Below are 25,381 nucleotides of genomic sequence, written 5' to 3'. Positions count from 1 at the left end.
GCTCAGTCCGTGACCTGCGCGCCGTAGAACGAGACGGTGAGATCGTGGATGGCATCCGCGGTGCGCGGCCCGAAGCCGAGCAGATAGCCGCCATCGATGCGGATCAGCTTGCGCGCGGCACCCGCCGGCGTCGAGGCGATCGACGGATTGCCGAACAATTCGTCGTCCGACACCGGCGGCCCGGCATTGCTCATCATCAGGATCACGTCCGGCCTGGCGGTGATGATCGCTTCGTCGGACATTTGCTTGTAACCGGAGAAGCCCTCGATTGCATTGACCCCGCCCGCCAGCCTGACCATGCCATCCGCCGCGGTGTCGCTGCCGGCCGCCAGGATCTTGCCGCCCTGTATGGACAGCACGAACAGGACGCGCTTGCGCTCCTTGATCGAGGCCGTCCGCCTTTCGGCGGCGGTGAGCTTGGCATCGAGCTCCTTGGCCAGCACCTCGGCCTTGGCGTCGACGCCGAGTGCCTTGCCGACAATGCGGACCTTCTCGAGAATGCCTTCGTGACTATAATGCTCGGGCACTTCGATGAACGGAATGCTGGTCTTCTTCAGCACATCGACGGCTTCCCTGGGGCCGCTGCCATGCAGCGCCAGGATGCCGGTCGGATTGACCGACAGCACACCCTCGGGCGAGAGCGCGCGCATATAGCCGACATCGGGCAGGTCGAGCGCAGCCTTTGGATAATTGCTGGTGGAATCGCGAGCCACCAGACGTTCCTCCTCGCCGAGCGCATAAACGATTTCGGTGATCGAACCGCCTATCGCAGCGATCTTCGACCGATCGGAGAAGACCGCGATGCCTTCGGCGGCGCCGGCCGGCTGCAGCGCGGCAAAAGCAAGGGAAAGGCCGATCATCGGCGCAAGGATTGATCCGCGTACTGCCGGCAGGCTCAGGGCCGGCATGTTCAGGAAAGAGCGCATCACACTGTCCTCAGGCTGCTGTGGGGTTTGGGATGCGCGGCAGGTTCTCGGCCAGGAACCGCCAATCGTCGCGCTCGCTTTCGCCTTCGTGGCGCTTGCCGAAGAACTGGATGATCATGCTGCCGTCGGCGGCGTAGACCTCGAGCGATGTGACATGGCCATCCCTGGTCGGCTTGCGCACCGCCCAGACCTCATGAATGTGGTCGGTCCGCAGGTGCAGGTGGAAGGTCTCGTCCAGCACGTTGATCCACGGCCCCATCGGCTTGATCGACTTGACTGGCCCGGAATGGATCTGGATGCAGCCGCGGTTTCCGACAAAGCACATGATCGGCATCTCGCCTTGGGCGGCGTGATGGAACATGGCCTGGACCGCGTCATTGTCGAGCAGCCAGGCATAATCCTGGCCGACCATGCGCACCGCCTGGCGGCGGCTGAGCTTCAGCGTCTTCAGCATGCCGAAGAACTGGTGCACATCCGTCAGCCGGCTCCAGCGGTCGCGCAGATCGTCGAGACTGGCGGTGGCCGCCGAGGCCTCGCTTTCTTCGGAGATTGGTCCTGAAATGTCGATCGTCGGCTCCTGGTTCGAAGATTCCAGGGAGGCAACCAGCTTCTGGTAGGCGTAGAGGCTGGAGGATGGCCGCAAATGCACCTTGTGCACCGCCTCGCCCGCCGCGTCGAAGAACTGCAGGCTGCGGCGGATCTCTTCGCCATCGCGCTTTTCAACGGCAAAGCCGTGCGCCCAGATTTTCGGGAAGATGCGCAGATCGATGTTTTCGCCAAGCACCATGGCATTGTGGTTGCCGGTGACGACCTTGTCGTAGACGCCGATCTTTTCATGCACGGCGCTTTCGTTGCGGGTCAACGCCATTACCTCCCCGACGGCCTCGAGACCGGTCAGTATATCGTTGACGCGCGGCTCGATGCGGACCACGCCGTCGCCGCAATGCGCGGCGACCAGCTCGGCCTCCGAAATGCCGAGCTGTCTCGCCAGGTCACGCTCGCGCGTTTTCGGATTCTCCATCCGTGCCCGCCGGATTTCATGTGGGGCGGGTTTTACGCGCTGGTCCATGTCTTACCCCTGATAGCTTGTTACTTGTTCAAAATGAGCTTGCCCTGCCGGGTGATCTTCAGCCTGTAGAGAGCACCATGGTGCTCGATGCCGATCTCGTGCTCGCCCTGGAACAGAGTGTTGCTGGAGAGCGTTCGCACCGCCAGCGGGATCCGATCGAAACGGACTGCGGTGTCGTCGGAACGGCGGACGCGATGGCGAAAGTCATTGGGATTGTGCGTGTTCATCTGGGTCGATCCCTTTCCTGTGCCGGGCATCTGGCTAGGCGTTGGATAATTACCGATTCATTTCTTGACTCGAATAATCATGTTTACTAGTCAGTGCAATACCGGAGCAAACGAGTCAAGATTTAAGACGCCGGACACGATCAAAAATGCCAGCCAGCCCCGGGCGAGCCAGCATCGAACCTGGATTTTGGAGTTGGGGCATGGGGTTGGTGAATTGGGAACGGCGCGGCAGGTTGGCGGCGAACGGTGCGGCGGTTTTGCTGGCAGGCGTGGCGGCGATCGCGTTATCGGCGCAACTTGCCAACGCTCAGCAGGCAACACAGCAGACGGACGAGGCGAAGAAGGCCGACCAGGAAAAAGCGGGACAAGCGGGCGCCACGCTGCTCGACAAGGTGCTGGTCATCAGCCGCACCGGTGAAACGGCGATCGAATCGCTGGCCTCGGCGAGCCATGTCGACCAGGAACAACTCGACCGCCGCATGGCGACGACGCCGAACGAGATGCTGCTCGGTGTTCCCGGTGTTGCGACACAGGCCGACGCCAGGCGCGTCAGCACCAGCATCAACATACGCGGCCTGCAGGATTTCGGCCGCGTCGCGGTCATCGTCGATGGCGCGCGGCAGGATTTCCAGCGTTCGGACCACGGCACCCAGTCGACCTTCTATATCGACCCGGAGCTCGTCAAATCCGTCGACGTGATCCGTGGTCCGGTCGCCAACACCTACGGCTCGGGCGCCATCGGCGGCGTCGTCTTCTTCGACACCAAGGACGCCGTGGACTTCCTCAAGCCGGAGGAAACATGGGGCGCTTCGGTAACCGGGCGCTTTGAAAGCAATGGCAAGGGCTGGACCACCAGCGCCTCCGGCGCCTACCGTTTCAACGATAATTGGGATGCGCTCGGCAATATCGTCTACCGCAACCACGACAACTACAAGGATGGCGGCGGCGATACCGTCAACGGCACCGGCTTCGACGTGCTGAGCGGCCTGCTCAAGACCACCATCCGTCCGACCGACAACAGTGAATTGAAGCTCGGCTGGGTCGGCTCCAGCGACAGTTGGGACGAAACCAGCGGCGGCGTTCCGGTCAACGATGTCGACCTGAAGTCGAACACCTTCACGGCCCGTTACAACATCACGGATGAGGACAAGAGCTGGCTCGATCTCCACATCAACACCTCCTACAACAAGACCAATCTCGATTTGACCAGCCTCGTTGCGCAAAACCGCTTCGATCCGGTGACCGGCCTGCCCGTGGTTCTCCCGGCAGGATCGCAGTCGACATTTGACGTCGGCACGAGCGGCATCGACATCTGGAACACGTCCCGGTTCGAAACGGGCGGCGTCGCCCATGAACTGACCTATGGCGGCGACTGGGTCGGCGACAACGTCAAGACCGGCGGCGCTGCCGGCGGCGACAGCTTCTATACGCCTTCGGGCAAGCGCAACGTGTCCGGCGCCTATGTCCAGGACAAGCTCACCTGGGAGTGGCTCGAGGTGATCGGCGGCCTGCGCTACGACAGCTACAGCCTGAAGGACGATACCCACGACATTTCCGGCGACAGGGTATCGCCGCGCATCACCGTCGGTGTCTCGCCGTTCGAATCGGCCGGGCTTGCAGGCCTTCAGTTCTATGGCACTTATGCGGAAGGCTATCGCTCGCCATCGATCACGGAGACGCTGATCAGCGGCAATCATCCGGCCGGCGTGAGCTTTCCTTTCCTGCCCAACCCCAATCTGCGGCCCGAGACAGGCAAGACCACCGAATTCGGCGTCAACTACAAGCAGAATGACATCCTTGAGGCCGGCGACGCGTTCCGTCTCAAGGCGGCCTATTTCAACAACGACGTCGATGACTATATCGATGGCGTGACGCTATCGCCGTTCGACCCGACCAGCGGCTGCCCGTTTGGGCCGGGCCCGATCTGCTTCCAGTACCAGAACTTCGCCAAGGCAAAGATCAACGGCTTCGAATTGGAAGGCGTGTACGACGCGGCATGGGGTTATGCAGGTCTCTCTGCCTCGATCACCAACGGCCATACCACATCGTATGAAGGCGACCGGGCGGACCTCGCCACCATCCCCTCCTCGCAGGTCACGGCGCAGCTCGGGCTGCGCTTCCTCGAAGACAGGCTAACCGTCGGCGGCGAAGTGCAGTACAATGGCAAGCCGAAGGGCAATGCGGTGGCCGAGGACTATACGCTGGTCAATGCCTTCGCCAGCTACCAGGCCACCGACAATCTCAAAATCGATTTCCGCGCCGACAATCTGTTCGATGTCAAATACGTCAACCCGTTGAACGGCAGCACGACAGTCGCCGTCTACGAGCCCGGCGTAACGTTGAAGCTGGCGGTAACCATGCGCTTTGGAGGCTGATGACCATGACGGGCTTGACGACATCCCTTCGTCTGCTGACCTCGATGCTGGCGATGTCGCTTGCGACGGCTCCGGCGTGGGCTGAAGAGCCCGCGCCGGTTCCCGCGCTCACCCTCGAACTCAACGCCGCGCAGCCTTCCGACAAGGGCTGCCGGCTGACTTTCCTGGTCAACAACAATCTCGGCGCCGACCTCTCCAAGGCGGCGTTCGAGATCGCGCTGTTCAACGAGGCCGGTGTCGTCGACCGGCTGACCGTGCTCGACTTCAAGGACCTGCCGGCCGGCAAGACCAAGGTGACGCGTTTCGATCTCGCCGGCACCGACTGCGCCAAGATCAGCCGCGTGCTGATCAACAGCGCCACGGAATGCGCCGGCACCGGCGTCGAACCGAACGCCTGCATGCGCAAGCTGAAGACAGGCACCAAGACCGGCATCGCGTTCGGCGTCTGAGAACGGCGTTGGGACTGCATCCCGCATTCACGCGAAATACCGTGGCCTGGCCGATGGCTGCCTATGACCAGCAGCCGCCGTCAGCGAACGAACTTGATTTGACAATTCTGCTCAGGTCGCTGCAGGTCTCGTCGCGAGACATGCAGGACATCAGCTCGCTCCCCGACGCCAGCGCCGAGCTGGCTATAAAACCAATCGAACCGCTTGCGTTGGTGGGGCCGACCGCTGGCACCGGCAAGTGGGCGACGGCGATCGTCATCTCCGGCCTGCTTCATGCCGCCGTGGCGGCGGCTTTTCTGATTTCATCCTCGGGATCATTCGATTCCAAGGATGCGGTGCAGCCGGAAGGCAGCGATCAGGTCGGAGACAAGATAGCTGGCAGCGCACTGGACAAGAATCCGGCGGCAGTGAATGTCAAGCTGGTGCCGAGCCCGCCGCCGGCCAAGCCAGAACCCCCAAGGGCAGCCAGGCCGGTACCGCCCACAAAACCTTTGCAGCCTGAGCAAGAAATCGTGAAGCATGCTCCCGAGCCTGTCCGGGACGCGGCGAAGCAGGCATCGGAGCCCTCGCCGGAACCAGCCAAACAGTCTGTGGCCACGCCGGACATACTGGTGGCGGCAACGCCGCGCCCTGATAACCAGAGCGTCGCCGCTGAGAATATGACTGCCAAGACCGAAGCGCCGGCACAGCCGGGCGTCCAGGCCGAAACCGTCGAAATGCCTGTCGCCGTTCCAGACCAACCGCCGATCCCCAGCGCCAGGCCAACCTCGGCTGCCGCCCCTTCAAAAACAGCGGACGAGAAGCGCGGCACGGCGGATGGCCGGGATGAGCTGGCGCAGGCGGCCAGCAAGGGCAAAAAGCAGAAGGAAGCAGGCAGCGACGCGGAATTCAGCTATCGCAGTGACGTCGTCAGAAAGCTTAGCCGTGTCAACCGCAGCGTCCCGCCTTCGGTGCAACTGACCGCACGCAACAACGCCGTGGTGACGTTCGTCATCGGCAGCCGAGGCGGCATCGATGAACTGCGCATCCTGCAAAGCTCAGGATCGCCCAACTTCGATCAGACCGCCCTCGGCATCGTGCGCAAGGCCGCGCCCTTCCCTCCAATTCCGCCGCAGGCCGCGAGCTCGAGTTTGGAGTTCGAGGCTGAAATCGGCCCATTTTGAATACGCCCCGAACGAACTGCCGCGGCGCCAACCATCAACGTACGCATGAAAGGAACCCCATGTACATCGCCATGAACCGCTTCAAGGTGCAGGCCGGCTCGGAGGCCGATTTCGAAGCCGTCTGGAAGAACCGCGATTCCAGCCTTGCCGGGATGAAAGGCTTCCGCGAATTCCATCTGCTGCGCGGCCCAGTCAACGAGACCGAGGGCTACACGCTGTTCGCCTCGCACACGGTGTGGGCGAGCCACGACGATTTCGTCGCCTGGACCAAGTCGGAGAACTTTCGCGCTGCCCACAGGAATGTCGGCACCACGAAATTCCACTATCTCGGTCACCCGCAATTCGAGGGCTTTTCCGTCGTCGAGGGTGCCTGACGACGGAAAAGTCGTGCAAGCCGCCTGAAGTCTCGTCCTGCTACATCAAGGCGGCGAAGTGCCGTCGCTGCATTTTCGGTTGCGCCCCGGAAGAGGCGTAGGTCCCAGCGACCACGACACCAACTTTTAGGCTTGGCCGAACAAGCGCCGCAGATGCCGGACGGCACTCTTGCGCCACCATCGCCAACGGTTTCTTGGGCTGAGAAAGGGCGCTATGCGTGGATCGTCAAACAGCCTGCCAAATCGCCTTAGATGATGGGCAAGCACCTCTGACACGAAGCCCTTGCCGTGTATCGAGTCGAGGCGTTCGGCATCGGCCAGGACATAGTCCAGGACTTCGGCGCCCAGCTTGATGTGGCTGGCGTTATGCGCCGGCGTCTGCTGGACATGTCCACCCGCGTAGGCATCGTTGGTGGAGGCGTTGGCCCCGTGCAGCCGGTAGAGGCCCAGACATTCCGACAGGAGCAAGCTGCCGGCCGCCAAATGCGCGCAGGTCGCCGTAAGATAGTCGGTGCTCATGCGGGACTGGAACGGGAAGGCCAGAACCGGTTCCAGCGCTCCGCGTCGGAAAACCATCGAGGATGTCGGCGCCCATAGCCAACCATAGGTTCGGGGTCCGAAGTAGGTGATCGCGTGTTCCGTGGAATAGCCGATGTCTGCGGCTATTTCGCCGAGCCGACTGGTGGGCGGCACGGCGACACCGCGTGGGTCCATCTCCGAACGTGGCTTGCGCATCATAACGTAGGTGCCACCAAGGACGACGCGATCGCGATCGACCACAAGGACGTCGGAACTCGACAGAGATGCCGGGTGTACCAAGTTCAGATGAGCCGACAGATGCGCGACGAGAAAATTCGGTAGCCAGACATCGTCAGCATCGAGGAAAGCCACGAACGGCTGATCGCCGGCGGCAAAACCGTCACGGAACGCTGCGATCTGGCCGCCATTTTGCGGCCGCACCAGTAGACGCAGGCGTGGGTCGCCAATCGTTTCGAGAAGCTGGCGCACATGTTCGGCCGAACCATCCGTCGAGGCATCGTCAACGATGACGCAATCCCATTTCTGATAGGTCTGCGCCAATACCGAGCGGATCGCATCCCCGACATAGGCGCGATAATTGTGACAAGTGATGATGACGCCTACTCGAGGAAGCTCGAATAGCACGGTCGTGCTTGGCATGCGTGGCTTGCCCCGATGGACGCCCAGGTTTTCGGGCTCTTGCCCTTTGCACCGGCCCGAAGCCGATGACAAGGGACCCGAAGCCGATGGCAAGGGAAAGCCTTCCTCCTACGCCGCGGCGAGCAGGCTCGCATTGCCGCCCGCCGCCGTCGTGTCGACGCAGACGGCCCGCTCATGCGCATAGGCCGCCGGATTGAGCACCTCGCTGACCAGCGGTACGATCGGACCAGCCCTGTCGGCAATGACCTTGCGCACGATGCGCGCGGCTTCAGCCGTGCCCGAAAAAGCGACGACATCGACGCGCAGCGAGCGCGCCTCGACTGGATCCGGCCGGCCGTCGATCGCGGCCAGCGGCAATCCCTTGCCGGTCAAAGCCGAGAGTGCGGCCGGTGCGCCCGGCGCCACGGCCAGGACCGCATTGCCGGCGGCAAGCGCCTGGATCGTCTGGGCAAGCAGCGTATCGGCGTCGGGACCGAGGCACAGCACGCGTCCGCGCGGCGACAACGATAGCGTGTTGGCCTCGCCGGTCGGCCCGGGAAGGTCGACCTGGCCGAAGTCGATACCGGCGGCGGCTCCAATGGCGGCCGCGCCCTTGCCGCGCAGATGCTTCCTCAGGATGGCGATGCGATCAGGCCGCGTCGACCAGCCGCCGAGTGTCGGATCGGGAAGGTTGTCGGCCAGTTCGGTCGCCGTCACCTTGTGGCCCTCGCCAACTTCGGTGCCGGCTTCCGGCCCCCTGCGGAAGCGCCGGAGATAGTGCGGTCCGCCGGCCTTTGGCCCGGTGCCCGACAGCCCCTCGCCGCCAAACGGCTGCGAGCCGACGACGGCGCCGATCTGGTTGCGGTTGACGTAGATGTTGCCGGCATGGATGCCGTCGACGAAATGTTGGACACGGCCTTCTATGCGGGTGTGCAGGCCGAAGGTCAGGCCATAGCCCTTGCGGTTGATGGCGGCGATCACCGTATCGATCTCGTCGGCGTCGAAGCTGGCGACATGCAGCACCGGGCCGAACACCTCGAGCTGCATCTCCTCGATGCCTTTGACCCGGAAGACATGCGGCGCGACGAAGCGTCCGTCTTTCGGCGCCTCGAGCTTGGCGATCAGGCGGCCCTGCAGGCCCATCGTGGTGCAATAATCGCGGATCGAAGCCTGCGCCTCGTCGTCGATGACCGGGCCGACATCGGTCGAGATCCGCCAGGGGTCGCCGATGTTGAGCGCTTCCATCGCGCCCTTCAGCATCTCCAGCATCTTCTTCTCGACGTCCTTCTGCACATAGAGCACGCGCAGCGCCGAGCAGCGCTGGCCGGCACTCTGGAAGGCCGAGGCCAGGATGTCGCGCACCGCCTGCTCGGGCAGCGCGGTGGAATCGACGATCATGGCATTGAGCCCGCCGGTCTCGGCGATCAGCATCGCGTCGGGTGCGGCGGTCTCGGCCAGCAGTTTCTCGATCAGCTTGGCGACCTCGGTCGAACCGGTGAAGCAGACGCCGGCGATGCGTGGATCAGCAGTCAGCGGCCCGCCGACCGATGGGCCGTCGCCGGGCAGCAACTGGATCACATCTTCCGGCACGCCGGCCTCGCGCAGCAGTTCAACGGCGCGGAAGGCGATCAGCGGCGTCTGCTCGGCCGGCTTGGCGATCACCGAATTGCCGGTGACCAGCGCTGCCGCGATCTGGCCGGTGAAGATGGCGAGCGGGAAATTCCACGGCGAAATGCAGACGATGGCGCCACGCGCCTGCGTGCCCGGCTCGGCATTGGCCGCCTCGGCCGCGTAGTAGCGCAGGAAGTCCACGGCCTCGCGCACTTCCGCCACGCCGTCGGCCAGCGACTTGCCGGCCTCGCGGGTGGCGAGCGCGAAAAACTCGACGGCATTCGCCTCATAGAGATCGGCGGCGCGGTTGAGGATGGCGGCACGCTCGGCCACTGGCCGCCTGGCCCAGGCCGGCTGCGCCTCGACCGCGATGCGCACGGCGGTCGCGACTTGCTTGGCGGCGGCCTCGTGAACCGTTCCGACCACTTCGTCAGGCTTCGCCGGATTGACGATCGGACGCTGCTTGCCGTAGCCGGCGGCGCGCGTGATCGGCTTGGCATGCCAGCGGTCGGGACCGGCAAAGGCCGCCCTGGCCTTGTCGATCGCCGCCAGCGTCTCGGTGTCGGAGATGTCGAATCCCCTGGAGTTGCGGCGGCCGGCCCCAAAAATCTGGGATGGCCGGGCAATCGCTGGATTGGCGGCAGGGCCCTGGCTCTCGACGGTTTCCAGCGGATCGCGCGCGATGTCCTCCGGCTCGACGTCCTCGTCGGTCAGTTGGTGCACGAAGGAGGAATTGGCACCGTTCTCCAGCAGTCGGCGAACCAGATAGGCAAGCAGATCCGAATGCGCGCCGACCGGCGCATAGATGCGGCAGCGCGTGCGTTCGGACCGGCGCACCGTCTCGTGCAGCGCCTCGCCCATGCCATGCAGGCGCTGGAACTCGAAGGCGTCGCGGTTGTCGGCCATCGACAGGATGGCGGCGACGGTGTGGGCATTGTGGGTGGCGAATTGCGGGTAGATCCGGTCTGTCATGCCAAGCAGCTTTTTTGCGCAGGCGATGTAGGAGACGTCGGTGTTGGCCTTGCGGGTGAAGACGGGATAGCCCGATAGTCCGAGCGTCTGCGCCCGCTTGATCTCGGTGTCCCAATAAGCGCCCTTGACCAGCCGCACCATGATGTTGCGGTCGTATTTCTTGGCCAGCGCGTAGAGCCAGTCGATGGCAAAGGCCGCACGCGGCCCATAGGCCTGGACGACGACGCCAAAGCCGTTCCAGCCGGCGAGCTCCGGCTCGGCCAGCACCCGCTCGATGACGTCGAGCGACAGGTCGAGCCGGTCGGCTTCCTCGGCATCGATGTTGAGGCCCATGCGAGAATGCCGTGCGGCCAGCGCCAGCGACAGCAGCCGCTCGGCCATCACCGGCAGCATCTCTTCCTTCTGCGCCACCTCGTAGCGCGGATGCAGCGCCGACAGCTTGACCGAGATGCCATGGTTCTGGCGGATGTCGGGGCCGTTCGAACCGCTGTCGAGCGAGGAAATGGCGTCGGCATAGGCCTTGTGATAGCGCAGCGCGTCGGCCTCGGTGCGAGCCGCCTCGCCCAGCATGTCGAAGGAATAGAGATAGCCCTTCTGCGTCATCGGCCGGCCGCGCTTGACTGCCTCGGCGATGGTGCGGCCGAGCACGAATTGTTCGCCCATTTCGCGCATCGCGGCCGCCACCGCCTTGCGGATGACCGGCTCGCCCAGCCGCCGCACCATCGATCGCAGCGTGCCTTCGATGCCGCCCTCGCCCTCGTCGAGGACGCGGCCGGTCAGCATCAGCGCCCAGGTCGAGGCGTTGACGAAGATCGAGCTCGAACCGCCCGAATGCGACGACCAGTCGTGCGGTGCGATCTTGTCGGCGATGAGATCATCCATCGTCTCGGTGTCCGGCACGCGCAGCAGCGCCTCGGCCAGACACATCAGCGCCACGCCCTCTTTGGTGGAGAGGCCATAGGCGGAGAGAAAGACTTCCATCAGCCGCGGATCGGACGAGCCGCGCACCGCGCGCACCAGATCGGCCGCGCGGGCCGAGATCGCCTTGCGGTCCTTCGCCGAAAGCCCCGTCACCTCGGCCAGCCGCTTCACGGCCTCGTCCTCGTCGGGCAGGTAGTTGGCACGGATCTGCTGGCGGATGGTGTGGAGCGGCATGGCGGTCCTGCGGAGCGAGCATCGGGGAGCGGGCCGGCGGTCACCGGACCGAATGGCGCAAGCTAGCACAGGCGCGGAATTTCAGCCGGTCCAAAGAAATCGACATGGCAGGTCATTTGATCTATCATTGCGGCCAAAATCTAACAAACAGCCTGCCACTTTAATGACAGAAGACCAATTGGACCGCATCGACAGGAACATCCTGTCGGCACTGGCGAGCAATGGCCGGCTCTCCATGTCCGAACTGGCGGCAAAGGTCGGTCTGTCCAAAACGCCGGTGCAGGCACGGGTGAAGCGGCTGGAGAAGGACGGCTATATCAGGGGCTATCAGGCAATCGTCGACCGCGAGCGCATGGGCGAAGGCCACGTCGCCTTCGTGCAGGTGAAACTGTCCGACACCCGCTCCGCGGCGCTCGACGCCTTCAACCGGTCGGTGCAGGGCGTAGCCGAGATCGAGCAGTGTCATATGATGGCATCGAGCTTCGACTATCTGCTGAAGGTCCGCACCAAGGACATCGCCGCCTATCGCCGCGTGCTGGGCGAGCGCATCTCGGCCCTACCCCATGTCGCCCAGACCTCGACCTTCGTGGCGATGGAGACGGTGAAGGATCGATAGAGTTCAATGACCGATACGCGATTTCGACTTTTCAGGCTCGAAGCTGATGCGAAGCTTCGAGCCTGTCGCCTTGGCGAAACGCTGCAGGGTTCGGGTCGAAGGCATGTTTCGACCGCTCTCCAGGCGAGCAATCACTGCCTGCGTCGTTCCCATGGCGGTAGCGACCTCTTCCTGCGTCATGTCGGCCTCACCTCGGGCCTTGATCAGAGCTTCGGCGATCGCGAACTCCTCCTCTAACGCCTCGTATTCCGCAACGAATTCCGGATCTCTGAACCATTCCTTGGCGACATCCTCAACAGGGATTGTTTTCCGGCTCATAGAACCTCCTTTGCTCGTTTAAGAGCCAACTCGATCTCGCTTCGTGGTGTCTTCTGGGTCTTTTTAGCGAACACACGCACCACAATCACACGGCGTTCGGCCGCAGTCACATAGACCGCACGGCCGATGCCATCCCGGCCCTTCATGCGCATTTCCCAAAGCTTGCCTTCCAGATGCTTTACATAGGGCTCGTGGACTTTTTGCAGTCCATGCGCCTCAATCAAACGCGATATCCGGAGAAAACTGGCCAAGATATCTTTCGGTTGGGCCTCAAGCTCCCGCCTCACCTCGATATTGAGAAATGCGACTGACCAACTCATCCCGCCCAGTATACCTTTTTTGCAATATTTTTCAATCGCCGATATTCTCGGCAACCTCACTCCGACAGCGTCTTCAGGAAAGCCACCAGCGCCGCGCGCTCTCGGTCGGACAGCTCCAGCGGGTGAATCTCGGATATCCCCTCCACGCTGGGCGCGGCCTTGGCATAATGCGCCACCCCTTCGTCGAGCGACGAGAATTGCCCGGCATGCATGTAGGGCGGCCGCGTTGCAGCGCCGCGCAGCGAGGGCGTCTTGTAGGCGCGAACCAGTTGCGGCGCATCCTTGACCATGAAGCGCAGCTCGCCGCAGGCGCCGGCACCGCCGTCGCGATAGGCGCCGAAGCAATTGAACGGATCCGCCTCGACCTGTGTCACCGCGTCGACGCGGCCGCGATCCGGCGGCAGGCCCGTCACGGGCGGCACGCCAGTGTTGTGAAAACTGTTGTCGGTGAAGCGCGGGCCGTCGTGGCAGGTCACGCAATTGGCCTTGCCGATGAACAATTTCAGCCCGAGGATTTCCTCCCGGGAAAAGACAGCATCGCCCTTCGGCTCTGCGCCGGTGGCAAGGTCCAGTGCAAAGCGATCGAAGCGCGTCTGTGCCGGCTCGATCGACCGCTCAAAGGCGGCGATCGCTTTGCCGATATTGGAAAAGACGCGGTTGATCGCGTCGCGCTGCGTGTCGCTCATCGCGCTCCAGGCCGCCTTTTCGGCATCGGTGCCAAGCGGACTGGCATTCGCCGGAATGCCGGAAAAATCGGGCAACGGCCCGAAGATGCGCTCATAACGCTCGCCGAAGCGCGCCTTGATGTAATGGGCGTAGGCGGCGCGGTTTCCCGCTTGCTCCAGCGGGTTTTCAAGCGGTGTCAGCGCTTGCGCCCAAAGGCTGTCGCGGCGGCCGTCCCAGAAGAACCAGGGATCGCGCGCCACGCCGGCCAGCGGCATGGTGCGCCGGTTGGTGCGGCCGACACCGACGGCTTGCGGCAGATCGTCCTGGAACTGGCGGTCGATCTTGTGGCAGGTCGAGCAGGAGACCGTGCCGTCACGGCTCATGCCGAGGTCGAAGAACAGTGTCGAGCCGAGCGCGGCTGCCGCCGGCACATCGGCAAACCGGTTCGTCGTGTCGGGCTTCAGTGGCGGCAATGTGTTCAGCGCCAGCGAAGCGATCTTCTTCTTCTCAGCGTCGGAAAAATCCGGCTTGCCGCAGCCCGCGAGGGCGACGGCCACCATCAGCGCCAGAAAATAGAAAAGGCGCCTCATCGCTCGCTCACAGCACCACGTTGAACAGCACCGTGTCGGAACCGGCGGTGGCCGATATGGCGAAATGCAACTGCCACCAGCCGCTCATGGTGAACTTGACCCCTTCGATCCGGTAACGCCCGTCGCCGAGATAGTCGGTCGCTTGCGGGCTGGTCGGCAGGCCGTGATTGTGCAGCGGCATGCCTCCGGAGATCGCGATCGCGGCCCCTTCCACCGGCGCGCCTGCCTTGGTCTTCAGGGTCAGCAGCCAGGATTCCAGCTCGCCCTGCCGCACGACGCCCCGCTCCGGCGAAAAACTCGCCGTGAACAGCCCGTTGTCGCTGTTCCTCGTGCGCGACACATCCGGGCGGGCGGGCAGCGCCGAGTGCGGCGCGGTCAGGTAGACGACCGCCAGGATGCTGACCAGCAAGGCAGCCAGACCAAGCCCCGCCAAGAGATAACGCCATAACGATGCCAAACCGGTTCCTCTTCTGCAGACAACGTTTGCCGGGCGGATCGCATCCCGTCGGCTGTGGGAAAACGCTGTGGCGCAAAAAAGCCTGCTTGCCAAGCATGGCGCTGCCGGTGGCAAAAAGCTACAGCACCGAAATCACTGGAGGATTCTGGATGGCTGGAAACGGTGTCGCCTCGATCGGCGAATGCATGCTCGAACTGTCGGGTCAGACGGGTCCGAACTGGCGCATGGGTTTTGCCGGCGACACATTCAACACGCTGTGGGCGCTGCATGCGCTGAGCGGCGACCGGCCGGCAACCTATGTCTCGGCCTTCGGCGACGATCCCTTCTCGCAAGGACAGATCGGCTTCTTCGCCGAAAACGGCATCGGCATCGGCTCCAGCCCGGTCATACCCGGTGCACGGCCCGGCCTCTACGCGATCACGCTGACCGGCGCCGAGCGCTCCTTCACCTATTGGCGCAGCGACGCCGCTGCCCGGCAGCTTGCTTCGGATCCCAAAGCCCTTTCAAAAAACCTTGAAAATCAGTCTCTTGTGTACTTTTCCGGAATCACTTTGGCAATTCTGGACGATGCCGCGCGCGCCACATTGCTGGCGGCCATCGCCAAGGCGCGGGCGGCAGGCTCGCTGATCGCCTTCGACCCCAACTATCGGCCACGGCTCTGGCGCCGCCGCGAGGACGCCCAGGCAGCGATCGTCGAAGCCCTTGCCGCCACCGACATCGCATTGCCGACCTTCCCCGACGAGCAGATGCTGTTCGGTGACGAAACCCCGCGAGCGACGGCGGACCGCCTCGGCAAATTGGTCGGTGAGGTGGTTGTCAAGAACGGCGAAGCGCCGGCGCTGATTGCCGGTAAAGGGACACGGCACGACGTGCCGGCGATCCATGTCGCGGCCCCTGTCGACACGACCGGAGCCGGCGATTCCTTCAACGGCGGCTATCTTGCGGCGCGCCTTGCCGGCCATGAGCCGGTGGAAGCCGCGCGCCGCGGCCACCGCGTCGCCGCCGCCGTGGTGCAGGTGCGCGGCGCGCTGGCGCCATTCGGGACACTAAGAGCGGCCTTCGACGGCTGAGGTCTGCTGATCTTAGGGCAGTCTGAAACGATATTCCGTCACGTGGTGATAAATAGCGCCCGGCCACAGCGTCGCCTGCGGGAAATACGGCCGGTTCGGCGCATCCGGCCATATCTGCGGCTCGAGGCAGAAGCCGGAAAAGGCCTTGTAGTCCCGCCCTTCCAGGCCAGTGCGCGGCGTCACATACTGGCCGGTATAGAGCTGGACGCCTGGTTCCGTGGTCCAGACTTCCATCTCGACGCCGGAACTCGCCCCTTGCGTCCATGACGCTTGCCGCAGCGGCCCGCGCGTCGCACCGAGGCAGAAATTCTGGTCATAAGGCAGCTGTTCGCCCTCGGTCTCCATGCGTAGCGGCCGTGCCTGGCGGAAATCGAAGGGCGTGCCGTCGACCGGCTTGACCACGCCGGTTGGAATCATATCGCTGTCGACAGGCAGATAGGCGCCGGCGTTCAGCATCATCCTGTGGTCGAGAACGTCGCCGGCACCGCCATCATCCAGGTTGAAGTAGGAATGCTGGGTGAGATTGCACAATGTCGGCTCCTCGCAGGTCGCCGTCAGCTCGACGCTGAGCGTGCCGGGGATCTTCAGCCGGTAGGTGCAGGTGACATCGAGCGCGCCGGGAAAGCCCATCGCGCCGTCGGGATCATGTAGCGTCAGCGTAACGAAGTCCCTGCCATGCAGCGAAACCGCCCACGAGCGGCGCGCATAACCTTGCGAGCCGCCATGCAGCGTGTGCTTGTCGAGGAAATTCTGCTCGGTCTGGTAGCGGTTGCCGCCGATGGTGAAGCGGCCGTCGCGGATGCGGTTGGCATAGCGGCCGACAACCGCGCCGAAAAAGGCGTTGTCGGCCTCATAGGCTTCCAGGGTGTTGTAGCCGAGCACCAGCGGTGCATCATGCCCGGTCAGCCGCAAATCCTGGATGACGGCGCCGAGTCCGATGATGTTGGCGGTGAGACCGCCACCCCTGATCGTAAAGCGGCGCACCGGTTCGCCCGCCTGCGTCGTACCGAAAACCTCGCCGTCTTTCATCGCCATGCCCGCAAATGCCAAATTGATCCAGAGGGCTTCGGCTGGTTTTCTTAAGCCCAGGTGGGCAGGTCACCGACCCGCCCGTCTCAGAGCAGTCTATCAGAGGCCGAGGCCGCCGATGCAGACATATTTGGTATCGAGGTAATCCTCGATGCCCTGATGCCCGCCTTCCTTGCCGAGGCCGGATTCCTTGACGCCGCCGAACGGCGCTTCCGGCGTCGTGATCAGGCCCTCATTAACGCCGACCATGCCGTATTTCAGCCCTTCCATAACCCGGAAGGCACGGCCGAGATCGCCGGTGTAGAAGTAGCAGGCAAGGCCGAATTCGGTGTCGTTGGCGAGCGCGACAGCCTCTTCCTCGGTCTCGAACTTGAACACGGGTGCTACCGGCCCGAAGATCTCTTCCTTCATGAAGCGCATCTTGGGCGTGGCGTTGGCGATGACGGTCGGCTGGAAGAACGAGCCGCCCAGCGCATGGCGCTTGCCGCCGGCGACGACCTTGCCGCCCTTCGATGTGGCGTCGGCGATCAGTTCCTCGACCTTCTCGACCGCTTTCTCGTCGATCAGCGGTCCCTGCTGCACGCCCTCTTCGAGGCCGGAACCGACCTTCAGCCCGTTGCTGGCGGCGGCGAGCTTCTCGACGAACTTGTCGTAGACGCCGGCCTGAACCAGGAAGCGGTTGGTGCAGACGCAGGTCTGGCCGGAGTTGCGGTACTTGGCGGTGATCGCGCCGGCGACCGCACGCTCGATGTCGGCATCGTCGAAGACGATGAACGGCGCGTTGCCGCCCAGTTCCATCGACACCTTCTTGACGGTCACCGACGACTTCTGGATGAGAAGCTTGCCGACCTCGGTCGAGCCGGTGAAGGTGATCTTCGATACCAGCGGGTTGGCACAGATCTCGTCGCCGATCTCGCTGGCCGAACCGGTCAGGATGTTGACGACGCCCTTGGGGAAGCCGACTTCCTCGGCCAACGCACCCCAGGCCAGACCCGAATACGGCGTCTGCGAGGCCGGCTTGACGACCGCGGTGCAGCCGGCGGCAAGGGCCGGGCCAAGCTTGCGGGCCAGCATCGAGGAGGGGAAATTCCACGGCGTAATGGCGGCAATGACGCCGACCGGTTCCTTGGTCACCAGGATGCGGCGGTCCGCCCACGGCGACGGCACGACGTCGCCATAGGTGCGGCGGCCTTCCTCGGCGAACCACAGTATGTAGGCCGCGGCCGAGCCGATCTCGCCTTTCGATTCGAACAGCGACTTGCCCTGCTCGATGGTGAGCAATTCGGCCAGCACATCCTGATTATCCATCATCGCGTCATGCAGCTTGCGCAGCAGCTTCGAGCGCTCGAGCGCGGTGGTCCTGCGCCAGCTCCTGAAAGCTTCGCTGGCGGCTTCGATGGCGCGGCGGGTCTCGGCCTTGCCCGACTTCGGCACGGTGCCGATCTTGAGGCCGGTGGCCGGGTTGTTGACGTCGACCGTCTGGCCGCTGTCGGCCTGCACCCAGTCGCCGTTGATGAGATTGGCCTGCCGCATGAAATGGCTGGTTTTCTGAAGCATGGTCTATCCTCCGTTCGGCGCACTGACGGGCCGGCCTGTGAATTCTTCGGTGAGCGGGCGCCACGCCTCTGGAAAAGCCGGCACGCCGGAGCCACTGCTCTTTACCTAGGGCAAGGCCCGCAAGCAATCGCAAGATGGCATATAGGGCTTGGGCCAGCGCGAGACGAGAGCTACCCGAAAACGTGCAAGACAACCGTCAGCCAGAAAGCCGTGGTGACAGCGGCGCTGGCCGTGGCGATGGTCATCTGGTTCGACGCCAGCGCCTGGCCAGTGTTGAACTGAACGGCGATGAGATAGGAATTGATGCCGGACGGCAAGGCGGCAACCACGACAGCGACCTTGGCCGTCAACGGCGGCAGCCCGAGCAACCAGACCAAAGCAAGAACCAACGCCGGCATCAGGAACAGCTTCAGCACCGAAAGCGCCAGTGCCGGGCGGACATTGCCGGATATGCCGAAGCGGCGCAGGCTGAGCCCCATGGCAAACAGCGCTACCGGCCCTGCCGTGTCGGCCAGCGCATCGACCAGCCGCATGACGAGGTCGGGCAGCGGCACGCCGCTCAGCCGCCATGCCAGCCCCAGGAGAATGCCGATGATCAGCGGATTGATGAACAACCGCCGCAGGAAACTGCGCAGCACCCGCAGCGGATGCACATGCTCGCCACCGCCGCGGCCGAACATCTCGAACAGCACGATCGATGACATCATCATCACAGGCAAATGAACGGAAACCAGCAGTGACAGCACTTCGAAGCCGCTCGGGCCGAATATGCCGAGAATGAAGGGCGCGCCAAGCAGCACCACATTGGAATAGGCCGACGATACGCCCCCGACGACGCCAGCGCGTGCATCGCGCCCGAAAACCCGTGCGGTGACGACATGACCCGCCGCCCAGGTGATCGCCACGGCGGTGAAGTAGGCGCCCCACAGCGGCCATGGCGCCACGCCGTGGAAATCGGCGTTCACCATCGTCTGGAACAAAAGCAGCGGCATCGCCACCGAAACGGCGAAATCGGCTATCCCCTCGCCGCTCGCCGGTCTGAGATACCCCGTGAGCCCGGCGAGATAGCCGAGCGCCGCGAGACTGAAGACAAAAAGCACGGTTTCGGTAAGCGGAGACATTTTTCAGGGATAGGCGAGCAAGGCCGGTGGCGCAATCGCGCCCAAATTTGATCATGGTCCGCTGGCAGCGTTATACAGGGTTTGGAACATCAGGGCGGACGCGGGCGACAAATGGGCTTTGTCGAGATCTCGAGGCGTAATCTTTTCCGGCAGACATGGCGGACGGCTTTCGCCGCCACGCTGTTCTGCCTTGCCGCGACCACGCTTTCACTTGCCGAGACCAAAAGCCTCAAAGGCGTGGCGCTGATTATCGGCCAGTCGCAATACGAGCACATCGCCGCCCTCCCCAATCCGGCCAACGACGCCCGCGACATGGCCAAGATGCTGACCGACCTCGGCTTCGACGCCCGCAATGTCAGCAATCGCGATGCCGCCAAGCTCAAGCGCGACCTCGAGCGTTTTACGGAAGATGCCGAGGGAGCCGACGTCGCCCTCATCTATTATTCCGGCCACGGCATCGAGGCCGGCGGCGAGAACTACCTGGTTCCGGTCGATGCGGACGTGTCGTCGCTCGCAGATGCCGACCAGGCGTTGGTGCCGATATCGGCGGTCATGGATGCGTTGAAAAAGACCGTGCCGGTGACGATCGTGCTGCTTGATGCCTGCCGCACCAACCCGTTCCCGGCCAACGCCATGGTCCGGCGGGCGCCGACCGCCTCCGCCGAGCCGATTGGCGCTGGCGGACTGGAGCCGGTGCGTGGCGCCAAGGCGCTCGGCAACGCGCCGGCGGCCGACGCCAGCCTCGGCACGGTGGTCGGCTTCGCCGCCGAACCCGGCCGCCCGGCGTTGGATGGCGCTGCTGGCGAAAACAGCCCCTACGCGGCAGCGCTGCTGCGCCATCTCGCCGCGATGAAGGGCACCGAGTTCGGCTCGGTGATGCGCATGGTGACCGAGGAGGTCTATCTCGACACCAAGGCAAGGCAGCGCCCCTGGGTCAATGAAAGCTTGCGCCGGCTGCTCTATTTCGGCGTGGCGCCGCCGGAACCGACGGGCGACGATGGGCTGATCACCGGCGAACGGCGGCAGCTGCTTTTGACCATATCCGACCTGCCCGACCCGAAGCGGGCGCAAGTGGAATTGGCCTCGCTGCAGGAAAATGTGCCGCTCGACGCGCTCTACGGCGTGTTGAGGGCACTTGGCACGGAAAAGATCCCCGAGGATCCGACCGACTTGCAGAAAGTGCTCGACGCGCAGGCCGAGCGGCTGAAGAAGATGATGTCGGAGCGCGCCGCGCTGCGCACCGACGATCCGGAGATCAAGCGCCTGGTCGCCTCCGCCGACAAGGCCATTGGCCAGGGCGCGATCGTGACTGCGCGCAAGTTCCTCGACGACGCGGTCGGCCGGGTCGAGCGGACCAGCGATGCGGTCGACGAGGCCGAGGATCTCGTCAAGCAGAAGCGCCTTGCCGACGCTGCGATCTATGCCAGGCGCGCCGATGCCTCGGCGCTGGTGTTCGACTACAAGTCCGCCGCCGGCGATTACGCCAAGGCGTTCTCGCTGGCGCAGAAATGGGACGACAAGCTGCGCTGGAACTACAAGAACCAGGAGGCGGAGGCGCTCAACGCCTATGGCTATGCCACCGGCGACCTCGACGCGCTGCAGCATTCCATCGAGGCCTATCGCGTCATCCTGAACTTCATCCCCAATGGCGAACAAAATCGCGACTGGGCGATCACCCGCAACAATATGGCGGTGGTGCTGCAGACCATCGGCGAGCGCGAGACCGAGACCGCGCGCCTCGAAGAGGCAGCGCGGATCTTCCGCGATTCGCTTGTGGTGTTCGATCGCGTGAAGGACGATCTCAACTGGGCCGCCGCGCAGAACAATTTGGCCAATGTGCTGCTGAAGATCGGCGAGCGCGAAAGCGACCCGAAGCGGCTGAACGAAGCGGTGGCGGCGATGCGTGCCACACTGGAGAAGCGCCCGCGCGACAAGGTTCCGCTCGACTGGGCCTCGTCGCAGAACAATCTCGGCCTCGCGCTTTATGCGCTCTCCGAGCGTGAACCCGCCGGCGAGCATCTCAGCCAGGCGGAAGCGGCCTATCGGCTGGCGCTTGAGGAATACACGCGTCAAAAGGCACCCGTGGAATGGGCGATGGTCGAGAACAATCTCGGCAACACGCTTGTGACGCTTGGCATCCAGCTCAACGACAAGGCCAAGATCAACGAGGCGGCCGACGCCTTTCGCGCCGCGCTCGAAGTGCGAACCCGTGAAACCTTCCCGGTCTCGTGGGCCACCAGCCGCCTCAACCTCGGCAATGCGCTGAGCGGCGTCGCTCGCTTCGACATGGGAACCGGCACGCTCGAAGAGGCAGCGGAAGCTTATGACGATGCGCTGACGGTATTTACCCGGCAAAGGTTCCCGATGGACTGGGCGTCAGCCCAGAACAATCTCGGCTCGATCTATCAGACGCTTGGCCAGCGCACCCGCGACGCAGCCAAGCTCGAGCAGTCGGCAGCAGCGTTCCAGGCCGCCCGGCAGGTCTATGTCAGGCGGAAATTCCCGCTGGACTGGGCCATGAGCTACTACAATCTCGGCAACACGCTGCAGCTTCTTGGCGGCGTGACCGACAAACCCGGGCATTACAGCCAGGCGGTCGACGCCTACCGCGATGCTTTGCGCGAGTACAAGCGCGAGACGAACCCTCGGCAGTGGGCGCTGACCCAGGCCGGCATCGGATCGACGCTGCACTGGCTGAGCATGAGCAATGCCGATCCCAAGACCTTGCAGGATTCGATCGCCGCGCGGCGGGCGGCGCTTGAAATTCTCACCATGGAAACGGCACCCATCGACTGGGCCAATGCCCAGAACGGCATCGGCATGAGCCTGCTCAACCTCGGCAACATCGAACGAACAGGCAAATATCTCGACGATGCGGAAGCGGCCTTCACGGCGACGCTGAAAGTGTTCACCAGGGAAAGCCAGCCCATGCAATGGGCCTTCGAACAGAACAATCTCGGCGACATCCACTGGAACCGCGCCAGCTATGGCGGCGGCAAGCCGGAATATCTCAAGGCGATCGAATTCTTCGAGAACGCCAAGCAGGGCTTTACCGAGGCCGGCTACACCATGCCTATCCCGCTTACCGACCAGAAGATCGACCTGGTGAAGAAGCAGATCGCCAAAAAGTGAGGGGGAGACGCGGCAGGAGACTCAGGCGGCAGCTCCCGGCTTGTCTTTGTACCCGCTTTCCAATCCCTATATGCGAATGACCGGAGCGTGATGCCACGCTTGTGGAAGGTTGCGATGATTCGATTTGCCTTGGCGTTGTTTCTGCTCGTCGTTCCCGTCGCTGCCCACGCCACGGATGCCGGCTGGGCACTGCTGCGTGACGGCGGCCATGTCGTGCTGCTTCGCCATGCCATGGTCACTGGCATCACCGACCCCGCCAATTTCGACATCGACAGCTGCGCCACCCAGGTCAATCTCTCGGCGCGCGGCAAGCAGCAGGCGAGCAAGATCGGTGCCTTGTTCGCCGCGCGCGCCGCTCCCATCGAGCGCGTGCTGTCCAGCCGCTATTGCCGCTGCCTCGACACCGCGCGCATCGCCTTCGAGGCCGAACCGGAGCTTTTTGCGCCACTCGACCTGCTGAAGGGCGACGATGCGCAGAAGGCAGAGCAGGTCGCCGCGATCATGAAGGAAATCCGCGCCTATTCCGGCTCCGACAATCTGGTCATGGTCACCCACCTGGAAGACATCGTTGCGCTGACCGGCATCTCGCCGCGCGAAGGCGAGGCCGTGGTCGTCGAACCGCAAGGCGACGGCCTGCGGGTGCTCGGCCGCGTCACGTTTTGAGATGCCGGCAGTGTTGCCGAAATACCACTACCCAAAGAAGCCGCGAATTCGCCGCGACAATGCCGCTTGCGACAACCCGTCGCAGGCTTTATAGCCGCGCTCCCGGTCACGAAAACCGAAGCGAGCACAACGGTTGGAGCTTTTGCCTCCGCCCGTGCAGGCGGCTTTGCCGCCCTGTATACGGCGCCGCTTCGGGTGTTGGGATTGCGGGTGTAGCTCAGAGGTTAGAGCGCCGGATTTGGGTCCGGAGGTCGAGGGTTCGAGTCCCTTCATCCACATTACGGATAGCTCAGATTGGTTAGAGCATCAGACTCATAATCTGATTGTCGAAGGTTCGATTCCTTCTCCACTGGCCTGATAAGCCATCTGAAAAACGGTCCGGGGACTGGAATGCTGAAGACCTGACGGACGGCCGAAGCCTTCGGGCCAAGGCCGTATCGAAAGGTTTGACGCCATCGGCTCGCGGCCAGGCCCGCGGTGACGATCAAGGCGCAGCGTCGCCGGCAAGGGAGGCCAAGGCCTCCGGCGCCCGCTTCGTTGCCCCCGCGATCCGCTCCCGAAGGCCCGCCGCGGATCGATGCCACCAGTCCCCGGATCATTCGTGCCCGGACCATGACGACGTGAAACGAGAAACGAAGGGAAGATCGACGCATGACGTGACGCCTCGCATGGGGCCATGCCCGACAGGAGTAAGACAATGACTGTTCTCGATAAGGTTCTTGGACGCCAGCGCGTCCTCGTGAAGGAAAATGAACGTGCCCTCACCCTCTACAAGGGTGAGATCAAGGCTGTCCTGCTGCCGGGCGAGCATTGGCTCGCCAACCGGGGTGGAAGCCTTGAAGTGTCGCGGCACGATCTGAAGAACCCGGAATTCGTTTCGGCGTACGAGAAGGCGTTGTTCGACAAGCTCCCGGATGTGGCCGCACGTCATTTCACCGTCATTCGCACCGGTCGCGCGGATGTCGCAATCATCGAGCGTGACGGCAACCTGCACGCCGTTCTGGCGCCGGATCGCAAGCTGGTGCTGTGGACGGATGCCGGTCCGTGGAAGGTGACGCTGGTCGACACCTCGGCCGATCTCGCCATCGATCCGGCGGTGATGCGCCGGCTCGGCCAGGCCCGGAAGGCGGAATTGATGTCCGTCCACCCGGTCCTCGACGGCCAGGCCGGGCTGCTGTTCATCGACGGTGTGCTGGTGCGCACGCTCGCCGCTGGCGTGCATGGCTTCTGGAATGTCGGACGCATGGTGCAGATCAAGGTCGTCGACCTCAAGCGCCAGTCGCTCGATGTCGCTGGGCAGGAAGTGCTGACCAAGGATCGCGTCACGATCCGCGTCAACATCGCCGCCGAATACCGGGTCGTCGATCCGGTCAAGGCAGTCAGCGCTGTGAAGGACTTCTCCGAGGCCCTCTACCGCGCCCTGCAGTACGCCTTCCGCAAGACGCTTGGCTCGCTCACCCTCGACCAGATCCTGGAAAAGAAGGTGACGATCGACGAGGAAGCGGCGGCCAAAGTCCGTGCCGATATGGCCGAGATCGGGGTCGAGGTCAGCGATATCGCGCTCAAGGATGTCATCCTGCCGGGCGAGATGCGCGAGATCCTGAACCAGGTGGTGTCGGCCGAAAAGCAGGCCGAGGCCAACGTCATCCGCCGTCGCGAGGAGACGAACGCCACGCGTTCCCTGCTCAACACGGCCAAGGTGATGGCGGAGAACCCGGTGATGCTGCGGCTGAAGGAGCTCGAGGCTCTGGAAACCATCGCCGGCAAGGTCGAGCGGCTGACCGTCCACAACGGGACGAGCGGGCTGCTCAACGACCTTGTGAAGCTCCGCGAAGATTGATGCATGTCGCCCAAAAGTGGGGCCGGTTTTGGGATAACGACATGCATCCAAACAAGGCTGACGCAACGTCAATGGGAAGGGCCGCAGGTTTGACCGGCGGCCCTTCTTGCCTTTCCTGGGCACGCTTCCCATCTGCGCCCGGCTTATCAGGCCTTTTCCTGTCGGGAAAAACCGATTAGACAGCGCCCAAACGAATGCGGACAGATTCCGCCCGCAAAGAAGGAAAAGCCCTTGTCCACCACGTTCGACAAAGTCGCCAAGATCATTGCCGACACCAGCGAGATCGATATCGACACCATCACGCCCGAGAGCCACACGATCGACGATCTCGGCATCGACAGCCTCGATTTCCTCGACATCGTCTTTGCCATCGACAAGGAATTCGGCATCAAGGTGCCGCTGGAAAAGTGGACCCAGGAAGTCAACGACGGCAAGGCATCGACCGACGACTACTTCGTCATGAAGAACCTGTGCGCCAAGATCGACGCGCTGGTTGCCGCCAAGACCGCCTGAGATCGGGCAA

22 protein-coding genes and 2 tRNA genes are annotated in these 25,381 nt (G+C 63.5%); 12 read left to right on the top strand and 12 right to left on the bottom strand.

Annotated features, from left to right (window positions below):
- Positions 1-2: 2 nt before the first annotated feature.
- From AC0NIH_RS17935 to hemP, 3 genes are read right to left on the bottom strand one after another with little or no spacing between them, the layout of a single operon-like run.
- Positions 3-926 (bottom strand): heme/hemin ABC transporter substrate-binding protein, encoded by a 924-nt coding sequence (locus AC0NIH_RS17935; protein WP_352711051.1) that lies wholly within the window; start codon positions 924-926, stop codon positions 3-5.
- Between the two features lie 10 nt (positions 927-936).
- Positions 937-1,995, bottom strand: a complete 1,059-nt coding sequence (locus AC0NIH_RS17930) for a hemin-degrading factor (protein WP_473467251.1) — start codon at positions 1,993-1,995, stop codon at positions 937-939.
- Positions 1,996-2,015: 20 nt separating this feature from the next.
- Entirely contained in the window at positions 2,016-2,222 is a 207-nt protein-coding gene (hemP, locus tag AC0NIH_RS17925; protein ID WP_224689439.1) for a hemin uptake protein HemP, read from the bottom strand.
- Positions 2,223-2,422: 200 nt separating this feature from the next.
- On the opposite strand from hemP, the gene AC0NIH_RS17920 reads away from it, so the two are divergent.
- The 4 genes from AC0NIH_RS17920 to hmuQ are packed head-to-tail and all read left to right on the top strand — an operon-like array spanning position 2,423 to position 6,583.
- A complete protein-coding gene (locus tag AC0NIH_RS17920) occupies positions 2,423-4,597 on the top strand; it encodes a TonB-dependent hemoglobin/transferrin/lactoferrin family receptor (RefSeq protein ID WP_352711055.1) in 2,175 nt (724 codons plus the stop codon).
- A 5-nt stretch (positions 4,598-4,602) separates the two neighbouring features.
- Entirely contained in the window at positions 4,603-5,046 is a 444-nt protein-coding gene (locus AC0NIH_RS17915) for a hypothetical protein (RefSeq protein ID WP_352711058.1), read from the top strand.
- A gap of 8 nt (positions 5,047-5,054) precedes the next feature.
- Positions 5,055-6,209 carry an energy transducer TonB family protein gene (locus tag AC0NIH_RS17910; RefSeq protein ID WP_474025003.1) on the top strand — a complete coding sequence of 385 codons (1,155 nt, stop codon included), beginning with the start codon at positions 5,055-5,057 and terminating at the stop codon, positions 6,207-6,209.
- A gap of 59 nt (positions 6,210-6,268) precedes the next feature.
- Positions 6,269-6,583, top strand: a complete 315-nt coding sequence (gene hmuQ / locus AC0NIH_RS17905) for a heme-degrading protein HmuQ (RefSeq protein ID WP_352711062.1) — start codon at positions 6,269-6,271, stop codon at positions 6,581-6,583.
- A gap of 126 nt (positions 6,584-6,709) precedes the next feature.
- Here the strand turns inward: hmuQ and AC0NIH_RS17900 are convergent, their stop codons facing one another.
- Positions 6,710-7,762: a glycosyltransferase family 2 protein gene (locus AC0NIH_RS17900; RefSeq protein ID WP_352711064.1), complete on the bottom strand. Its 1,053-nt coding sequence runs from the start codon at positions 7,760-7,762 to the stop codon at positions 6,710-6,712.
- 108 nt (positions 7,763-7,870) lie between these two features.
- Positions 7,871-11,479, bottom strand: coding sequence for a bifunctional proline dehydrogenase/L-glutamate gamma-semialdehyde dehydrogenase PutA (gene putA, locus AC0NIH_RS17895; RefSeq protein WP_473467256.1), 3,609 nt, complete (start codon positions 11,477-11,479; stop codon positions 7,871-7,873).
- Between the two features lie 163 nt (positions 11,480-11,642).
- Here putA and AC0NIH_RS17890 point away from each other — a divergent pair, with 163 nt between their 5' ends.
- The gene (locus AC0NIH_RS17890) at positions 11,643-12,095 is read left to right on the top strand and encodes an Lrp/AsnC family transcriptional regulator (protein ID WP_023763443.1); all 453 of its coding nucleotides are present in this window, start codon (positions 11,643-11,645) and stop codon (positions 12,093-12,095) included.
- 3 nt (positions 12,096-12,098) lie between these two features.
- Here AC0NIH_RS17890 and AC0NIH_RS17885 read toward each other — a convergent pair whose 3' ends face one another.
- The 4 genes from AC0NIH_RS17885 to AC0NIH_RS17870 are packed head-to-tail and all read right to left on the bottom strand — an operon-like array spanning position 12,099 to position 14,446.
- Positions 12,099-12,413, bottom strand: coding sequence for a helix-turn-helix domain-containing protein (locus AC0NIH_RS17885; RefSeq protein WP_023763442.1), 315 nt, complete (start codon positions 12,411-12,413; stop codon positions 12,099-12,101).
- The gene (locus AC0NIH_RS17880; RefSeq protein ID WP_352711070.1) at positions 12,410-12,787 is read right to left on the bottom strand and encodes a type II toxin-antitoxin system RelE/ParE family toxin; all 378 of its coding nucleotides are present in this window, start codon (positions 12,785-12,787) and stop codon (positions 12,410-12,412) included. The genes AC0NIH_RS17885 and AC0NIH_RS17880 overlap by 4 nt, the downstream gene beginning before the upstream one ends.
- A 2-nt stretch (positions 12,788-12,789) precedes the next feature.
- Positions 12,790-13,989 (bottom strand): cytochrome-c peroxidase, encoded by a 1,200-nt coding sequence (locus AC0NIH_RS17875; RefSeq protein ID WP_352711073.1) that lies wholly within the window; start codon positions 13,987-13,989, stop codon positions 12,790-12,792.
- Between the two features lie 7 nt (positions 13,990-13,996).
- Positions 13,997-14,446, bottom strand: coding sequence for a FixH family protein (locus AC0NIH_RS17870; protein WP_352711074.1), 450 nt, complete (start codon positions 14,444-14,446; stop codon positions 13,997-13,999).
- Positions 14,447-14,595: 149 nt separating this feature from the next.
- On the opposite strand from AC0NIH_RS17870, the gene AC0NIH_RS17865 reads away from it, so the two are divergent.
- Complete coding sequence (locus tag AC0NIH_RS17865; protein WP_473467259.1) at positions 14,596-15,516, top strand: sugar kinase; 921 nt, start codon at positions 14,596-14,598, stop codon at positions 15,514-15,516.
- A 12-nt stretch (positions 15,517-15,528) separates the two neighbouring features.
- Here AC0NIH_RS17865 and AC0NIH_RS17860 read toward each other — a convergent pair whose 3' ends face one another.
- The 3 genes from AC0NIH_RS17860 to AC0NIH_RS17850 form a co-directional block, all read right to left on the bottom strand.
- Entirely contained in the window at positions 15,529-16,551 is a 1,023-nt protein-coding gene (locus tag AC0NIH_RS17860; protein WP_023763438.1) for an aldose epimerase family protein, read from the bottom strand.
- A 93-nt stretch (positions 16,552-16,644) separates the two neighbouring features.
- A complete protein-coding gene (locus tag AC0NIH_RS17855) occupies positions 16,645-18,102 on the bottom strand; it encodes an NAD-dependent succinate-semialdehyde dehydrogenase (RefSeq protein ID WP_473467261.1) in 1,458 nt (485 codons plus the stop codon).
- A gap of 170 nt (positions 18,103-18,272) precedes the next feature.
- Positions 18,273-19,223: an AEC family transporter gene (locus AC0NIH_RS17850; protein WP_473467263.1), complete on the bottom strand. Its 951-nt coding sequence runs from the start codon at positions 19,221-19,223 to the stop codon at positions 18,273-18,275.
- Positions 19,224-19,334: 111 nt separating this feature from the next.
- Between AC0NIH_RS17850 and AC0NIH_RS17845 the strand changes: the two genes are divergently transcribed.
- The 6 genes from AC0NIH_RS17845 to AC0NIH_RS17820 all read left to right on the top strand — a co-directional run bounded on the left by AC0NIH_RS17845 (position 19,335) and on the right by AC0NIH_RS17820 (position 25,371).
- On the top strand, positions 19,335-22,355 hold the full coding sequence (locus tag AC0NIH_RS17845; protein ID WP_473467266.1) for a caspase family protein: 3,021 nt from the start codon (positions 19,335-19,337) through the stop codon (positions 22,353-22,355).
- Positions 22,356-22,469: 114 nt separating this feature from the next.
- Positions 22,470-23,018, top strand: a complete 549-nt coding sequence (locus AC0NIH_RS17840; RefSeq protein WP_287275945.1) for a histidine phosphatase family protein — start codon at positions 22,470-22,472, stop codon at positions 23,016-23,018.
- A 206-nt stretch (positions 23,019-23,224) separates the two neighbouring features.
- A tRNA-OTHER gene (locus AC0NIH_RS17835) sits at positions 23,225-23,296 on the top strand.
- 5 nt (positions 23,297-23,301) lie between these two features.
- Positions 23,302-23,371, top strand: a tRNA-Met gene (locus tag AC0NIH_RS17830).
- Positions 23,372-23,715: 344 nt separating this feature from the next.
- Positions 23,716-24,858, top strand: coding sequence for a slipin family protein (locus tag AC0NIH_RS17825; RefSeq protein WP_023763433.1), 1,143 nt, complete (start codon positions 23,716-23,718; stop codon positions 24,856-24,858).
- Between the two features lie 231 nt (positions 24,859-25,089).
- Positions 25,090-25,371 (top strand): acyl carrier protein, encoded by a 282-nt coding sequence (locus tag AC0NIH_RS17820; RefSeq protein ID WP_010909964.1) that lies wholly within the window; start codon positions 25,090-25,092, stop codon positions 25,369-25,371.
- Positions 25,372-25,381: the final 10 nt, after the last annotated feature.

The organism is Mesorhizobium sp. WSM1386, assembly GCF_055901595.1.
The sequence above is the reverse complement of the archived record's forward strand: the minus strand, read 5'-3'. Positions and strand labels throughout refer to the sequence as shown.

Coding starts and splice junctions, on each gene's coding strand:
- AC0NIH_RS17935 (WP_352711051.1), bottom strand. CDS start 926: ATGCGCTCTTTCCTGAACATGCCGGCCCTGAGCCTGCCGGCAGTACGC.
- AC0NIH_RS17930 (WP_473467251.1), bottom strand. CDS start 1,995: ATGGACCAGCGCGTAAAACCCGCCCCACATGAAATCCGGCGGGCACGG.
- hemP (WP_224689439.1), bottom strand. CDS start 2,222: ATGAACACGCACAATCCCAATGACTTTCGCCATCGCGTCCGCCGTTCC.
- AC0NIH_RS17920 (WP_352711055.1), top strand. CDS start 2,423: ATGGGGTTGGTGAATTGGGAACGGCGCGGCAGGTTGGCGGCGAACGGT.
- AC0NIH_RS17915 (WP_352711058.1), top strand. CDS start 4,603: ATGACGGGCTTGACGACATCCCTTCGTCTGCTGACCTCGATGCTGGCG.
- hmuQ (WP_352711062.1), top strand. CDS start 6,269: ATGTACATCGCCATGAACCGCTTCAAGGTGCAGGCCGGCTCGGAGGCC.
- AC0NIH_RS17900 (WP_352711064.1), bottom strand. CDS start 7,762: ATGCCAAGCACGACCGTGCTATTCGAGCTTCCTCGAGTAGGCGTCATC.
- putA (WP_473467256.1), bottom strand. CDS start 11,479: ATGCCGCTCCACACCATCCGCCAGCAGATCCGTGCCAACTACCTGCCC.
- AC0NIH_RS17890 (WP_023763443.1), top strand. CDS start 11,643: ATGACAGAAGACCAATTGGACCGCATCGACAGGAACATCCTGTCGGCA.
- AC0NIH_RS17885 (WP_023763442.1), bottom strand. CDS start 12,413: ATGAGCCGGAAAACAATCCCTGTTGAGGATGTCGCCAAGGAATGGTTC.
- AC0NIH_RS17875 (WP_352711073.1), bottom strand. CDS start 13,989: ATGAGGCGCCTTTTCTATTTTCTGGCGCTGATGGTGGCCGTCGCCCTC.
- AC0NIH_RS17865 (WP_473467259.1), top strand. CDS start 14,596: ATGGCTGGAAACGGTGTCGCCTCGATCGGCGAATGCATGCTCGAACTG.
- AC0NIH_RS17860 (WP_023763438.1), bottom strand. CDS start 16,551: ATGGCGATGAAAGACGGCGAGGTTTTCGGTACGACGCAGGCGGGCGAA.
- AC0NIH_RS17855 (WP_473467261.1), bottom strand. CDS start 18,102: ATGCTTCAGAAAACCAGCCATTTCATGCGGCAGGCCAATCTCATCAAC.
- AC0NIH_RS17850 (WP_473467263.1), bottom strand. CDS start 19,223: ATGTCTCCGCTTACCGAAACCGTGCTTTTTGTCTTCAGTCTCGCGGCG.
- AC0NIH_RS17845 (WP_473467266.1), top strand. CDS start 19,335: ATGGGCTTTGTCGAGATCTCGAGGCGTAATCTTTTCCGGCAGACATGG.
- AC0NIH_RS17840 (WP_287275945.1), top strand. CDS start 22,470: ATGATTCGATTTGCCTTGGCGTTGTTTCTGCTCGTCGTTCCCGTCGCT.
- AC0NIH_RS17825 (WP_023763433.1), top strand. CDS start 23,716: ATGACTGTTCTCGATAAGGTTCTTGGACGCCAGCGCGTCCTCGTGAAG.